At 58.0% G+C, this 13,360-nt stretch carries 15 protein-coding genes; 11 read left to right on the top strand and 4 right to left on the bottom strand.

Going from position 1 to position 13,360, the window contains the following annotated elements; translation table 11 throughout:
* Positions 1-89: 89 nt before the first annotated feature.
* The 3 genes from AB4Z25_RS15225 to AB4Z25_RS15215 all read left to right on the top strand — a co-directional run bounded on the left by AB4Z25_RS15225 (position 90) and on the right by AB4Z25_RS15215 (position 2,033).
* Positions 90-668, top strand: coding sequence for a TetR/AcrR family transcriptional regulator (locus tag AB4Z25_RS15225; RefSeq protein ID WP_112390649.1), 579 nt, complete (start codon positions 90-92; stop codon positions 666-668).
* 71 nt (positions 669-739) lie between these two features.
* The gene (locus AB4Z25_RS15220) at positions 740-1,471 is read left to right on the top strand and encodes an SDR family oxidoreductase (RefSeq protein WP_112390648.1); all 732 of its coding nucleotides are present in this window, start codon (positions 740-742) and stop codon (positions 1,469-1,471) included.
* Positions 1,472-1,628: 157 nt separating this feature from the next.
* The gene (locus AB4Z25_RS15215) at positions 1,629-2,033 is read left to right on the top strand and encodes a VOC family protein (protein ID WP_442208326.1); all 405 of its coding nucleotides are present in this window, start codon (positions 1,629-1,631) and stop codon (positions 2,031-2,033) included.
* A 47-nt stretch (positions 2,034-2,080) separates the two neighbouring features.
* On the opposite strand, the gene AB4Z25_RS15210 is transcribed toward AB4Z25_RS15215, so the two are convergent.
* Entirely contained in the window at positions 2,081-2,626 is a 546-nt protein-coding gene (locus tag AB4Z25_RS15210; protein ID WP_310300772.1) for a CGNR zinc finger domain-containing protein, read from the bottom strand.
* Here AB4Z25_RS15210 and AB4Z25_RS15205 point away from each other — a divergent pair.
* The 3 genes from AB4Z25_RS15205 to AB4Z25_RS15195 all read left to right on the top strand — a co-directional run bounded on the left by AB4Z25_RS15205 (position 2,525) and on the right by AB4Z25_RS15195 (position 4,904).
* A complete protein-coding gene (locus AB4Z25_RS15205; protein ID WP_442208366.1) occupies positions 2,525-2,746 on the top strand; it encodes a hypothetical protein in 222 nt (73 codons plus the stop codon). The genes AB4Z25_RS15210 and AB4Z25_RS15205 overlap by 102 nt on opposite strands.
* A 41-nt stretch (positions 2,747-2,787) precedes the next feature.
* The gene (locus AB4Z25_RS15200; RefSeq protein ID WP_112390645.1) at positions 2,788-3,732 is read left to right on the top strand and encodes an EamA family transporter; all 945 of its coding nucleotides are present in this window, start codon (positions 2,788-2,790) and stop codon (positions 3,730-3,732) included.
* Positions 3,733-4,655: 923 nt separating this feature from the next.
* Complete coding sequence (locus AB4Z25_RS15195; RefSeq protein WP_112390668.1) at positions 4,656-4,904, top strand: YMGG-like glycine zipper-containing protein; 249 nt, start codon at positions 4,656-4,658, stop codon at positions 4,902-4,904.
* A gap of 490 nt (positions 4,905-5,394) precedes the next feature.
* On the opposite strand, the gene rpsU is transcribed toward AB4Z25_RS15195, so the two are convergent.
* Both rpsU and AB4Z25_RS15185 read right to left on the bottom strand, forming a co-directional pair.
* The gene (gene rpsU, locus AB4Z25_RS15190) at positions 5,395-5,628 is read right to left on the bottom strand and encodes a 30S ribosomal protein S21 (RefSeq protein ID WP_112390644.1); all 234 of its coding nucleotides are present in this window, start codon (positions 5,626-5,628) and stop codon (positions 5,395-5,397) included.
* Positions 5,629-6,179: 551 nt separating this feature from the next.
* Positions 6,180-7,067: a LysR family transcriptional regulator gene (locus AB4Z25_RS15185; protein WP_112390643.1), complete on the bottom strand. Its 888-nt coding sequence runs from the start codon at positions 7,065-7,067 to the stop codon at positions 6,180-6,182.
* A gap of 121 nt (positions 7,068-7,188) precedes the next feature.
* Between AB4Z25_RS15185 and AB4Z25_RS15180 the strand changes: the two genes are divergently transcribed.
* The 5 genes from AB4Z25_RS15180 (at position 7,189) to AB4Z25_RS15160 (ending at position 11,752) form a co-directional block, all read left to right on the top strand.
* Positions 7,189-8,067: an NmrA/HSCARG family protein gene (locus AB4Z25_RS15180; RefSeq protein ID WP_112390642.1), complete on the top strand. Its 879-nt coding sequence runs from the start codon at positions 7,189-7,191 to the stop codon at positions 8,065-8,067.
* Positions 8,068-8,107: 40 nt separating this feature from the next.
* A complete protein-coding gene (locus AB4Z25_RS15175) occupies positions 8,108-9,064 on the top strand; it encodes an alpha/beta hydrolase (protein WP_112390641.1) in 957 nt (318 codons plus the stop codon).
* Between the two features lie 2 nt (positions 9,065-9,066).
* The gene (locus tag AB4Z25_RS15170; RefSeq protein ID WP_112390640.1) at positions 9,067-9,453 is read left to right on the top strand and encodes a hypothetical protein; all 387 of its coding nucleotides are present in this window, start codon (positions 9,067-9,069) and stop codon (positions 9,451-9,453) included.
* Positions 9,454-9,517: 64 nt separating this feature from the next.
* Positions 9,518-10,147 (top strand): SDR family oxidoreductase, encoded by a 630-nt coding sequence (locus AB4Z25_RS15165; RefSeq protein WP_112390639.1) that lies wholly within the window; start codon positions 9,518-9,520, stop codon positions 10,145-10,147.
* Positions 10,148-11,395: 1,248 nt separating this feature from the next.
* Positions 11,396-11,752, top strand: a complete 357-nt coding sequence (locus tag AB4Z25_RS15160; RefSeq protein ID WP_112390636.1) for a hypothetical protein — start codon at positions 11,396-11,398, stop codon at positions 11,750-11,752.
* A gap of 105 nt (positions 11,753-11,857) precedes the next feature.
* On the opposite strand, the gene AB4Z25_RS15155 is transcribed toward AB4Z25_RS15160, so the two are convergent.
* Positions 11,858-13,150, bottom strand: a complete 1,293-nt coding sequence (locus tag AB4Z25_RS15155; RefSeq protein WP_112390667.1) for a pilus assembly protein TadG-related protein — start codon at positions 13,148-13,150, stop codon at positions 11,858-11,860.
* Positions 13,151-13,360 lie beyond the last annotated feature (210 nt).

The raw sequence follows: 13,360 nt of genomic DNA, 5'->3' as shown, positions 1-13,360 counted from the left end.
TCGGATGGCATTGCTGGAGACTGAAGACAAGCGGCGATCCTGCAGTAGTGTTATTGACAGGGTAGTCCATAATAGCTAATTATCACGCCATGGCGAGACCTAGAGAATTTGACCGCGACGCGGCATTAGAAAAAGCAATGCAGGTGTTTTGGGCGAAGGGGTTCGCTTCAACGTCCACCGACGATCTACGTGAAGCGATGGGCATTGGCAGGCAGAGCCTATATGGCGCGTTTGGTGATAAGCGGACACTTTACCTTGAAGCGTTCGATTCCTACCTGGAGCGGATAGGGTCGGCTCATTTGATCAGGCTTTCCTACGGCAGTCCGATTGAAGGAATAGAAAATCTCTTGGCAGGTCTTGCGCCAGAAGACGATCGGGAACGGGCGCTGGGCTGCATGGGCGTAGGATCAGTGGGTGAATTTGGAACAACGGATCCAGACCTCAACCTTCGTCGGAAGGCGTCGGGCGAAATGCTCATGAGACATGTCGCGCAGAGGATTGTCGAAGGCCAAGAGCGCGGGGAGATTGCTCGCAAGCTCGATCCCGCCGAGACGTCCGCCTTCGTTGTTATGACAATGACGGGATTGCAGATTGCCGCGCGTGGCGGTGCATCGGCAAAGGAGTTAAAAGCGATGGCGCGGTTCGCAACCTACCGACTGATGCCATAAGACCCGCTTTGTAATCGGAGCGGGTACTTTTCCGGATAATTATGGACTGATCTATCAAAAATGGAGAACCTATGACGGTCAACGAACCCAGATCCGCTCTCGTCTTCGGAGGCGCGCGCGGAATAGGTGCTGCTTCGGCCCGCAAACTTGCCAAGGATGGCTTTGACGTTGCCTTTACCTATGTGTCGCGGCCAGACACCGCCTCAGAACTCGTTTCGGAGATCGAAGCGGACGGACACCGTGCCATCGCGATCCAGGCGGACAGTGCGGACCCACAGGCCATTGAAGCAGCGGTACGTACTACCGTGGAAAGGCTGGGCGCTATTGACGCCGTCGTTGTGAACGCTGGCATTCTTCGCACTAACACGGTCCACAAAGTTTCGCTTGAGGAGCTTGATCTCATGATCGATGTCAATATCCGCGGGGTGTTTCTCGCCATCCAGGCCGCGGCGGCGAGAATGAAGGATGGTGGCCGGATTATTACGATCGGCTCCAATACCGCCGAGCGGACCGGTATGCAGGGAACAAGCGTGTACCAGTTCACAAAGGCGGCTGTCGCGGCAATGGTCAAAGGATTGGCGCTTGATCTCGCACCGCGACGCATCACCGTGAACAACGTGCAGCCCGGCCCGACCGACACTGACATGAATGCTGGCGCTTTGGAGTACCTGTCCGAGCGTAGCCCCATGAAGCGCGTTGCTCATCCGTCCGAAATCGCGGAGCTCGTAGCCTATCTCGCCGGCCCTGGCTCCTCCTACATGACCGGTTCCAGCTTGACGATAGATGGCGGCTGGGTGCTCTAGCGCGACACCTACGATGGGGGCGATGCAGCCAGGTGGCAGCATCGCCATGCCTTACCAGAGCCACTCAGCCGCCAAGGCATCCGCCAGCTCTGGGGAACCGTCAAAGGATTTAAGGCTTACCACTTAGTATTTGATTTGCGGTCGCGGGAGAATTGCGATGTATCATTTGGGTCGGGTAATCGATCATATTCATCTTCGGGTCTCAGATCTCCAGGCCAGCCGGAGGTTCTATCGCGCGATCTGTGATGCGCTTCATCTTGAGGGCGTTTTCGGGGAGGGGGCAGACCACTTTGTGATCGATGAAATCTATGTGGATGCTGCCGACGATTTCGTGTCGCGAATCCACCTGACGTTTCAGGCTCGCTCGCGAGAAGACGTCGAAGCGTTTCACCGGCTGGCGCTCGAAGCCGGCGGGCGTTCCAATGGAGGGCCCGGTCTGCGGCCATACCACGACAGATACTATGCAGCTTTCGTGCTCGATCCAGATGGGAACAACATTGAAGCCGTCTGTGATGCCCCAAGTTTGCGCAGCGCAGATTCCGTCGTGGTCGAACGAATATAATCGGTCAACGGCCAACAGCTTCAGCTGCCAGTTAATGGCGTGGCTCGTTAATCGACGCGCTCTGCCCGGAATTTCCGCACTCTGGCAGCCGAGCCACAAGTCTTGTCCGAACACCACCGCCGGTGACCGCCGCGAGACTGATCTAGAAATAGCCAACCGCAGTTTCTTCCCTGACATATCCGTACCGCGCGGCGCTGCTGCCGCGATATCAGGAGATCCGCTGCCAAAGGCGCGATCCGCTCTGCGATGGCAGTCATCGACATGGCAGGTGCGTTGCTCCAGATAACGCCGTCCTTCCCTTTTCGCAGGCTTCGTTGCCCGGCTGCGAGTCGACAAGCGGAGCTCAGGTGGTCGAGATCGTGTTGATCACAAGGCGTCTCCTGGGCCTCCGCGCTGAATATACGGTGAAGGGATTCCCTTAGGACTTTGGCTTTCTCAAGTTCTGCGTCCGCCACACCAGGGTTGTTTGCCGCCTTGTCTAGCAAGACATTATGTTCAGATCGATCCACCAGACCGGCGCGAAGAGCCCAACCGACCAGATCCCCGAACGACGTGAGAAAATCTGGGCCCCACCTCTCGCCGCGACTGTCTATCGTATTGACGAAGTCGAGCGCTGCGTGGCCGCCGAGCAGACTGATGTCGTCAATGGTTTTCAACGTCTCCATAGCGCTAATATCGTATCGGGGAACGATTTGGGCAAGGGCGTGTTGTAACGGTATAAAAAGCTTTTAACCGTTACAGGTGAGGACGCGCGATGGTCGCCGGTCTAGACACGAACAAGGTCCGATTCCTTATGCTCTGCCTCATTTGGGGGAGTACTTGGATTGGTATGAAAGCTGGTATCGAGGTCGTGCCGCCGCTGGTGTTTGCGGGGACACGCTTTACCGCGGCTGGTGGTTTGCTCCTCATTTATGCTCTGGCAAAAGGCGAAGGCGCCCTTGTCCGGAGCAAGGACTTTATTCGGCTTTTCGCGGTGAGCATCTTTATGATTACCCTATGCTACGGGCCACTGTTCTGGGGCATGCAGTATATAGATACAGGCACTGCAGCGGTCTTGGAAATGTCACTTACGCCAATTGCCCTTCTGTGCTTTGCCCTGTTTCTTCGTGAAGAGGCTCTGAGTGTACGGCGCATCATCGCCCTAGGGCTGGGAGTTGCCGGCCTACTCGTCCTGTTCTGGCCATCCACCACAGTTGCTGCATTGCCTGAGCCGGAGGCCTTTCCAGGCGCAAATCTGTTAGGTGGCATGGGGGTGGCGTCGGCGGCGTTCACCTACGGCTATGGATCGGTCCTCGCCCGCCCGCTCCTGCGCGCCTATCCAGCGTTGTTGATCGCAGGGATCACGACATTTGTTGGGGGGCTGGGCCTCGTCGTCATGGCGCTGATCTTTGAAACCGGTGCATTGGGGGCGCTCTCAGGAGATTGGGGCTCGGTCGCCTGGATGAGCTGGCTTCTCCTAGTCGTCTTTGGTTCGCTGATTGGTTATACCACCTACATGCGGCTGTTAAGGGATGTCGGAGCTTCAAGGGCAGGAAGCTATGCGTTTGTCTCGCCTGTTATCGCCGTGGCGCTTTCAGCGATATTGTTCGCCGAGGAGGTTACACTGCTAGATATCATTGGTATCATGGTGATGCTCAGCGGCGCCTATCTCGCTATGGCGGACGCACCTACCGCGGTCGCAAAAACTTGCACCGAATAATTGGCCGTTTCTGTCATGGAGGCTGCTCAGCCATGTCGAATACGACGGCGTTGTCCTGAATCTCTCAAGCCTTCATAGGTTACATGGCTAAAGTTGCCGTTGTCCGTCCACCCAGGAAACGGCGCAAAAGGATCGCGCCTGCGAGCATGGATGGATAGCCGCGTTCGCCAGGAATTTTCAGAGCGGGTTATACCGATCGATGGTGCTATCGCTACGCGTTGTGCCCACCTATATAATCCTGATCGCAATGAGGCTGATGCGATCACTGCCGCCACGGCGTGCGTTCACGGATTCGCAGTTGTGACGCGCGAGATTCAGAATTTCAGGGAACCGGTGTTATCCTTGCGGATCCATGTCAGTCCTGAGGTCGATACCGTCCGGAGCGAATGGCCAAGTGTGACACGTCATCACATACAGCCCTATGGTGTTTACATTATATAGATTGTGACAGAGGCGCGTTAGAGCAAATGGTCGTGAGGGCGGGCGATTGGGTCGCATAGCTGACGGAGAGCTTGATCCGAAAAGGCCCCGGCAGCCAACTGGGGGAGGCGCACCGGAGCCCTAGATCGCAGCGTGCATGATGAGGCGCTGCAGCTGACAAACCGTTCGGCGGTCAAGTTGTTCCGCTTGGAGGAAGAAGCCGCGCGAGCTGCTGGAGAAACGCTCCCATAAGAAAGTGAGATTTATAGAAGGATGGCAGTGAGCCGCTCCTATGTTCCGGTTGCCAATCTGACGGCTTGCAGGCCGCAGCCGTTATGGCTGCCGCGGGCCGCTCGCAGACCCGCAAGTGCAGGTGATGACGCTTTATTTCTCATGAAATTGGAACAAATGCCGAGCGAGAATCTTTTCGAGGGACTTCGACCTTTTCGATTTCCTTCAAAGGCGAAGCAACAGGGGAGTTCAGAATGTCCAGAGCGATCTCAATGGCTGTTATTGCCATTTCATCGGCATCTATGCTCGCAGCGTGCACGCCAACCGAAAGAGGCACGGCAATCGGCGCCGGAACCGGAGCAATCATCGGCGGTGCAGTCACCAACAGTTGGGGAGGCGCGGCAGTGGGTGCTGTAGCTGGCGGCGTCGCCGGCGCGCTCATAGGACGGTCGACGGAGCGCCGCGGCTACTGCATCTATCGTGATCAGTACGGCCGCAAATACGAAGCAAGGTGCCGTTAAGCCGCATAAGCCCAAAGCGATGCTTCCGACAGAAGTCTGACCTTCAGGGCCGGTTCTTTGAGCCGGCCTGTTGGCGGATATGCGTCGCGACAATCTCGGACATTGTGCGGACCGTGCGAAAACAGGCCCTTGATCACCGCAGCCGGAAGGCCCTTGCGGATACCTGCCCGTTTCGCGGTTAGTACAAAGCCCGCTTCGGCGGCGAAGCCGCTACTTGCTCTGAAGGCAGCGAATGGTCAGCTTGACGGTACAAAGTCGCTGGCTAACGCGTCTTCCAACGCGCTGTAGCGACCGAGCGGTTTTGCGCGTGGTCACCGCATCATTACACCGCCCGTCACCTAAACCATGTGTGTCCAGGCAGAATCTGGTGAGGCGGGAGATATACGAGTAGAAACTAGCGCTGCTTCGCGGTTTACTGGAAGTCAGTGCCGGAAGGTTGATATTTGCTGATCAGCGCCTGTAGATTCCGCTCCACATAGCGCACTTGCGACTATTTAGCAGGCCGCTTCTTCACTGGTACAACGCCCATTTCTCGATCCAGCTTTTTCTTGGCGAGCTTGCGCGAGCGACGGACACCTTCCGCCTTTTCACGGGCGCGCTTGACCGATGGCTTCTCATAATGTTCCCGTTGGCGCATTTCGCGAAGGATACCTTCCCGCTGCAGCTTCTTTTTGAGAAGGCGAAGCGCCTGATCGACATTGTTGTCGCGGACAAGTATTTGCACGGATATCCCTCAAGACAGGAGAATGTGGTTGGCGCGAGGCTTTGCCTGATTGTCGCCGGCTTGGCAAGACGACTCATGGCCGCGCGCGAGGATTTTGTCTTCGCTCGATGAATGATGCGATCCTGCCCGAGCTGCTTTGACGAACGATAGAGAGACCTATGATTGCATCATTGCTGGAGTCGCTAGTTCCAGTGAAATTGATTCACGAATTTCGCTTGTAGGGCCGCTTCAGCAGATGTTGAAGCCGATTGAAAATGAAGGCGAGACTTGAGAGTCTTGCTGCCGCAGCTTTTTTCTTATGGCTGCCTTTTTTGCCGAAGTCGCACTTGATGACAGCGTGACACCTGTCGGCAAATTACGGTTCACACATGTCGGGCCACGGCAGTATTCGACCTTCACCTGTGCCTCCGTTTGGATCGAGAATTCTCGCAGATTCGCCATCCAACCAGATTTATCACTTGAAACCGGCCCTTTTCACAGGTCAGTCCGTCCCGGCAACGTGCGCGACGCATTGGCGGTAGTGGATTGAAACACGATACCCGCTTCGCCGCTCAGACGAAGATCTTCTCCGGAAATGCGCTCCCGACCACCTCGAGAAATGCCCGCACCTTGGCGCCGATCAGGCGGCGGGAACTCTGGAGCGCCCAGATCTCCACAGGCGGCCCGGTGCGCGTTCCCCAATAGGCAAGCCTTCCGGCTTCGATGTCTTCGGCAACGAGAAGTTTGGGCAGCAAAGCAGCACCGGCACCCGCCAGCACGGCATCGCGCACCATTAGCAAGGAAGAGAGGCGAAGAACCGGGTCCGGCCGCAAGACGATGTCGGCGTCTGTTTCGGAGCCTATCGGCCAGAGGATCCCGGGCGGTGTTGCGGAGAGCAGAACGGCCCTCACGATAGTTTCCTCGCCATCCGCACCGGCAACAGGGCGCGGCATGCCGGGCGGCGCCACGATCAGGCGTTCATCGTTGAGGAAGCGGCGGCCGACGAGGCGTTCGTCCGGAGACGGGTCGATCCGGATGATCAGATCGTAACCATCCTCGACCGGATCGACCTTGCGGTCCTCGGCGACGATTTCGAGCTGGACTTCTGGATAGGCCAAGGCGAACCGCACGCCGATCCGGGGCAGAGCGACATGAGCAAAGACCACCGGCGCGCTCACCCGTAGCCTGCCTCTCGGCGTGGATGCGCCAAGCACGACAGCCTCACCGGCTTCCGCGATTTCACTCAGCAGTCCATGCGTGCGCTCATGCAGCGCCCGTCCTTCATCCGTCAGTCGCAAAGTCTGCGACCCGCGCTCGATCAGCCTTACGCCGAGGCTTTCCTCCAGTTCGGCGACCCGCCGCGACAGCGTGGCTTTGGAGCGACCGGAAACGCGAGAGGCGCGGCCGAACCCGCCGTTGGTAGCGACGAGGTCGAAGTCCGACAAGGCTTGAAGATCCATAGACGTGTTCCGTATTCGAGACAGAGGATCTCGATATTGGCATCTTCTGCACGGCAATGAAACGGCTATCTTCTTCACAGACGTAACGCACACCAACCTGACGAACAAGGAGATTTTCGACATGAGCATTCTCGTTACAGGCAGCACAGGAACTATCGGGGCGCAGGTCCTGGCCCATCTTCAAACGCGCGACGTCGATGTTCGCGCCCTGACACGTTCGCCCGAGACCGCGCAGCTTCCCGCCGGCGTGACGGCAGTTCGCGGTGATCTCGCCGATCCGGACTCGGTGCGCACGGCACTCGAAGGCGTCAGCACGCTGTTCGTGCTCGCCCCGAATGTCGCCGATGAACTGACCCAGGCAATGTTGACGCTTTCGGTCGCCCGTGAGGCGGGCGTCAAGGGCATCGTCTATCTCTCGGTCTTCGGCGGCGACGCCTATGCCGACGTGCCGCATTTTGCCGGCAAGTACACGGTCGAGCGCATGATTGAGGCGCATGATCTCCCCGTGACGGTTCTGCGTCCCGCCTATTTCATCCAGAACGATCTTCGTCAGAAAGACGGACTTTTGAAAGCCGGCGTCTATGCCTCTCCAATCGGCGGCAATGGCGTGTCGATGGTCGATATCCGCGACATCGGCGAGGCCGCGGCGATCGAGCTGGTCCGCCGTGAACAGGCCCCGACCCCGCTTGGCCGCGAGACCTATGCTCTGGTCGGTCCGGACAGTCTAACCGGCGAAGGGATCGCCACCATCTGGAGCGAGGCGCTCGGCCGCACGATCCGTTACGGCGGCGACGATCTCGTCACCATGGAGCAGCGCGCAAAGGCCATGCTGCCCGCCTGGCACGCGCTTGACCTGCGCCTGATGTTCAGCCGCTATCAGACAGAAGGTGCGGTGGCGACAACTGATGATCTGGCACGCCTTAGCAAGCTGCTCGGCCGCGCTCCTCGCTCGTATTCCGCCTTTGCCAGGGATGCCGCTGCCCAGTGGGCGAAGGGATAATCCCGGATCGCACTCCATAATCGAACGAAGGAGACCAGCCATGATGACGATCCACCCCCTTGCGCCTGAAGATGCTCCAGCTGTCGCGGCAATGCGACAGGCCGCCTCCGCCCATAAGGGCGAGCCGCTTGGGCCCGAGGCGCGGCCGATGTTCGACGCCATGTTTGCCGCAACACCTGCTGCGGCAGATGTCCGGGTAGAGGCCGCGACAGTCGGCGGCATCGCCGGCTTCTGGCTCCGCGTGCCAAACGCACGGCAAGGTGCGCGCATCCTCTATCTCCACGGTGGCGGCTATGTGCTCGGCTCGGCTCAGGCGCTGAGCAATTTTGCAAGCCAGATCGCCGCCCGCGTTGGCGCCGATGCCTTCCTCCCCGACTACCGGCTTGCGCCCGAGCATCCGTTTCCGGCCGCCATCAACGATGCGGTTGCCGTCCATCGCGGCCTCGTCGCCGAGGGTGGCGAACGGATCGTGCTTGCGGGCGACTCGGCCGGCGGCGGTCTGGCGCTTGCTCTGCTGTCGATCCTCGCCTCTGACACGACCGAGGGCATGGTGCTACCAGTCGGCGCAGCAGTGATGTCGCCGTGGACTGACCTGGCGTTGACCGGCGAGAGCTTCAAAACCAGGGCCGAGGCAGACCCTATCTTTACGCGCGGCGTACTCCAGGGTTTCGCAGATATGTATCTTCAAGGCCAGGATGCTAAGAACCCCGGGGCATCGCCGATCTATGCAAGGCTCGACGGTCTGCCGCCTGTTCGCATCGATGTCGGTGACGATGAGGCGCTATTCTCCGATTCCATCCGCTACACCGAGCGGGCGCAAGCGGCAGGCGGGGAGGTCACTCTGTCGGTTTGGAAGGGCATGCCGCATGTCTTCCAATCCTCCCTGGGCCAGTTTCGTTCAGCCGAGATATCTCTGAACGCCATCGCTGGTTTCCTCATCATGCGGCTCGACGCCCCCGTCGATACTATCTTCTCTAACTCACCCCATGGAGCTTGATCATGACACGCGTATTGTTTGTAGGCCAAAAGCCGGAAACGGTCGACTTTTCCGATCCCTCCCTGCCACCGGGATTTGACGCCAAGCAAATCCAGGCAGGCATCGATATTGCCGAGGCGACCATGACCGACCGCGGTTGGGATGCCGATATCTGCATGATCGCGCCGGATGACGGCGGCATCGAAACACTGGCGGCGCAACTGGCAAATGTGGATTACGATTGCGTCGTGATCGGTGGTGGCATGCGCATTCCGCCCAAGGGGTTGCCGTTCTTCGAGAAGGTCGTCAACGCGATCCACCAAAATGCACCGAGGGCAGCGATCGCATTCAACACCCGTCCAGAGGATACGGCGGAGGCTGCGGCGCGGTGGATCGCCGAACACGATTAGTAACTTCCCTCATCAGTGGCGCGTGGATGCGTCCCATCGATCAGCACAACTTCGGAGGTTTAATATGAAAATTCTGGTATTGGGCGCAACAGGCGCCACGGGCCGGCTGATCGTCGGCAGGGCCCTTGCAAAGGGATACGAGGTCGTCGCCCTCGTTCGCTCCAAGGAAAAGGCCTCGGGCCTGAAGGGCGCAGAGCTGATCGAAGGGGATGCCCGCGATCCCGGGGTGCTATCCCGCGCCATTGCTGGCTGTGATGCGGTCGTCAGTTCGCTGGGCACGGCCATGAGCCCGTTCAAGGAAGTCACCCTCCTCTCGACGGCGACCCGCGCGCTGGTCGCCGTGATGGAGCAGCAAAAGGTCCGTCGTCTGGTCTGCATCACTGGGCTGGGTGCCGGCGACAGCCGCGGTCATGGCGGTTTTTTCTTCGACCGGCTACTGCTGCCGCTTATGCTGCGCAAGGTCTATGAAGACAAGGATCGCCAGGAAGATGCGATCCGCGCAACCACACTCGACTGGACCATCGTTCGGCCGACGGTGCTCAACGACAAGCCAGCACGCGGCGGCATCAAGGCGTTGACCGACCTGTCCGGCATCCATGGTGGCACTATTGCCCGATCCGATGTGGCCGAGTTCGTCGTGCAGCAACTCGCCGTAGATAGCTGGCTGCGCAAGGCACCACTGATTACGTGGTAGCCTTGGGACGAGTTAGAGACATGGTTTGGGACTATAACGTTACCACTTAGCATCTGCCGGCTGAAGGAGCGCATGCCAGAGCGCTACCAATTCTTTGTCACCAGCCTCACCTGTCGGCTTCAGTCGGGCGGCGGTGTGCACCAAGACGAGGTGGGTTGCCGCATATCTAAAAATGCGCAGTCCTTCAACGCCTTCCATGACGAACGTTCGCTGTGGTGCAGCCATCAGCCAGACCAGATAGCCGGAGCCTCAGGGATGTGTGCCTTGGTCGATGGCTAAAGGCGAGCCAGCCGTCACCGGCTGTGTGGCGTCGAGCGCCCATTGCGTTGGCACGATTTGCTTGTCATTCCAAGTCCCGGTGGTCGAGGAGACGAATTTGTCTATTGGCTCAGATCGCCTCCCCTGACACGGCCGCTCCACTCACATCAAGTAGAGGGACAAACTTCTCTTTTGAATTAATGGTGCGTCGGTAGCTGCGTTAGCGCGAGCTATTGGTACACCACAGCTTATCTCTACATAAGCAATTCGCGTACAACCACTGCCGCCCAATGGCCATCGGAACGGTGATTATCCTGATTAGTCCCCAGAGCTCAAACCCAGCACCCGGGCCATTAAATGCAAAGGCATGCCAGAGAGCCGGATTCGGATCCTCCATGGCATCCGCGGCTGCAGCCTCGGCCACAACATCCTGAGCATGATCAGTGAAATGGAGGCCGTCATTTTCAATATCTGCCTTCATCACCATGTGAAATGTGATGGCACCGGATATCCGGAGAGGCGATCTCGACTGTGGCCAGACTTACAGATTGATGTTTAGATCTGTCGTAACGCGGAGATATTTCAATGAGTTCGATCAGTGTTTTCTATCTCGCGACCGGCAAGCAAGTAAAGAAGCACTAGCCCGAAAATTAGCATGAAGCGGTAGTGTTGCGCAGCAAAACCGCGCTCTCTTGGTGCTATGCTCTGAAGACGTTTATCGTTGCAAGCCATACGGCGGAACTTTTGCGGAAGTCCTAGCTGTGGGGGTGAGAGAACGTCGCGGGACCGAACAACCCTTGGCCCTAGGCAGGTGAGCCAAGTCCATCTGTCGTGATTTTAGGATGTTCGGAAGCGGTCGTGATGTCATTCTGACAGATCTCTTAACAGGGCGTTCAGCCGACATTCAGCGCATAATGCCATAATGCCATTCATTCCGGAATGACCATCGCACTGAGCTTGGGTCCGACCCGGTCTATGGAGAGCAGATCAATGTTCAGGAAAGTTATCGTCTCGACACTTCTCCTCGCCGCGATAACCGCTCCCGTGTCGCTGGCTGCTGGGACAGCGGGGGCACAGGAGTACTACGGGCGGGGCTGGCATGACGATCGAGATTGGGGAGGTCCACCGCCGGAGCGGCACCGCCATCATCACCATCGCGACTACGGCGGACTGATTGCGGGCGGTATTGCTGCAGGCCTTGTCGGTGGCCTCATCGGCAGCGCAATCGATAATGACGTGCCACGCTACTATTCACCGCCGCCGCCACAGTGCTGGTATCAGCGCCAGTCTGTCCCGGACAGCTATGACGACGGGTACCACACCGAGAGCGTACGCGTCTGCCGTTGAAGCGCAGGACATCGGAATGTGGCGCGTAGCCTGACGCTGCCACTCCTACCTACTGGCAGCGCGGTGGCGGATCGGCATCGGCTTGTCGATGAAGTGTGGCAAGTTCTAAGATGTCAGACGCGGTTGCTTAACGACCCTTAGGAACAAAGCCTTCATCGCATCCGCGATACCGTCAGTCGGCGTCACTTCGAAGTAAAGTCCGGGTGAGGCGCATTCCGCCATCTTGGTGGAAATCTGGGTTTGGAAGGGGGAAATCCAAGTATTGTACCAGCTGTTCTTTGGAAGCGGCAAGTAGGTCGTGTAGAGGACGGCGATCTTCACACCGCGTGCCTTCAACGGAGCGCAGAAACTCGTATCGATAGGTTCCTGGCAGCGGCCACCGGTCGTTTTCTTCGTGCAAGTGGATGGCTTGTAGCTGTCACCGACGCCATCGGCTACGAAGAACAGGATCTTCTGGGGGTCCGCAGAGGTGTTCCCGCTCCCCGGGAGCGTGATGATCGTGTTCATCTGCGTCAGGGCACTGTCGAAGCTCGTAGTTTGGTCGCTGTTGTATCCCTGGCTCGGGATAGTCATGAGGTCAACAGCATCGGTGTAGGATCGAACTTGATCCAGATCGTAGGTCGGGTTCGAAATGGTGGTGAGTTTAGCATCCTCGGCTTTAGTGCCAAATGTGTAGACACCCATTCGGAATTGGTTACTGGCAACGCGTGTGCTCTTTGCGGTTGTTGTCAACTGCTGGGTCGCCTGGCGAACAGTGTCTATACGCATCGTTACCCCGAGTGTCTTCGCGAGATTGTAATAGCTCTTGTTGCCGCTCGCGATATCGTGACAGGCGAATGCGCAGCTGTCGGTCGTGTTGGCTTGCATCTTGGCGACATCAGCCGCGGTGGCGCCAACACCCATCGACGGAGTGTTGTCGATAAGGATATAGAAATCCATAAATGATGCCGTCTGATATTCCGCGCTAGCGGTCCCCGAGATGTCGATGCTCGTTTTACCAAACATGGCCATGAAGGACGTGGGTATCGACGTCTTGAAGGCTATGTTTGAGGTCACCTTATTCAGATTGCGCGTCACCGTCACAGACAGATCCATTGGAAGCGTAGCAGCCTCCCCAGACATCTGGCCGGCGAAAAGTTTGCGTGCTTCGCTTTCGCCAACCGATATGGAGCCGTCAGCCGGCATCGCCATGGCTTGGGTGACCGCCAGGGATTTCTCCGCTACCGCTCCGACGGCAGCCGCGTCGGCCGCGTCAAAGAGTTGCGTGCGGATTTCCAACGCATGCGAGAAGTCGATAGCCATCCCCGCCGCGCCGACCAGGGGAATGAAAAGAACTGCCGTGAGCAACCCGAAATTGCCGGAGCGGCATGAAAGAATGCGCTTGATTGTCGTTATCATGCCGGACGGTACCAAGAGGAACATGTGCGAGTTTTAGCAGTCGCCTTTTAAGCTCTAGCTAACTAGCTTGGTAAAACAAAATCAAATGCTTACAGCTAAAACGCGAGCGATAGGCGTTGCTCAGCCCATGATGGTAGTTGTTTTCGGCGTCGCTGGGGCATGTGTAGGCATGCTTCGATGCCGATCGCGGTATGTTGTCTGGCGATGATC

Source organism: Rhizobium sp. RAF36, assembly GCF_052114105.1.
Lineage (GTDB): Bacteria > Pseudomonadota > Alphaproteobacteria > Rhizobiales > Rhizobiaceae > Rhizobium.
This window is presented reverse-complemented; position numbering and strand designations above follow the sequence as displayed.

Bases quoted from the DNA above. Each gene is read 5' to 3' on its own strand.
- AB4Z25_RS15225 (WP_112390649.1), top strand. From the start codon at position 90: ATGGCGAGACCTAGAGAATTTGACCGCGACGCGGCATTAGAAAAAGCA.
- AB4Z25_RS15165 (WP_112390639.1), top strand. From the start codon at position 9,518: ATGAAAATTCTGGTATTGGGCGCAACAGGCGCCACGGGCCGGCTGATC.
- AB4Z25_RS15155 (WP_112390667.1), bottom strand. From the start codon at position 13,150: ATGATAACGACAATCAAGCGCATTCTTTCATGCCGCTCCGGCAATTTC.
- AB4Z25_RS15200 (WP_112390645.1), top strand. From the start codon at position 2,788: ATGGTCGCCGGTCTAGACACGAACAAGGTCCGATTCCTTATGCTCTGC.
- AB4Z25_RS15220 (WP_112390648.1), top strand. From the start codon at position 740: ATGACGGTCAACGAACCCAGATCCGCTCTCGTCTTCGGAGGCGCGCGC.
- AB4Z25_RS15185 (WP_112390643.1), bottom strand. From the start codon at position 7,067: ATGGATCTTCAAGCCTTGTCGGACTTCGACCTCGTCGCTACCAACGGC.
- AB4Z25_RS15170 (WP_112390640.1), top strand. From the start codon at position 9,067: ATGACACGCGTATTGTTTGTAGGCCAAAAGCCGGAAACGGTCGACTTT.
- AB4Z25_RS15160 (WP_112390636.1), top strand. From the start codon at position 11,396: ATGTTCAGGAAAGTTATCGTCTCGACACTTCTCCTCGCCGCGATAACC.
- AB4Z25_RS15205 (WP_442208366.1), top strand. From the start codon at position 2,525: ATGTTCAGATCGATCCACCAGACCGGCGCGAAGAGCCCAACCGACCAG.
- AB4Z25_RS15175 (WP_112390641.1), top strand. From the start codon at position 8,108: ATGATGACGATCCACCCCCTTGCGCCTGAAGATGCTCCAGCTGTCGCG.
- AB4Z25_RS15195 (WP_112390668.1), top strand. From the start codon at position 4,656: ATGGCTGTTATTGCCATTTCATCGGCATCTATGCTCGCAGCGTGCACG.
- AB4Z25_RS15180 (WP_112390642.1), top strand. From the start codon at position 7,189: ATGAGCATTCTCGTTACAGGCAGCACAGGAACTATCGGGGCGCAGGTC.
- AB4Z25_RS15215 (WP_442208326.1), top strand. From the start codon at position 1,629: ATGTATCATTTGGGTCGGGTAATCGATCATATTCATCTTCGGGTCTCA.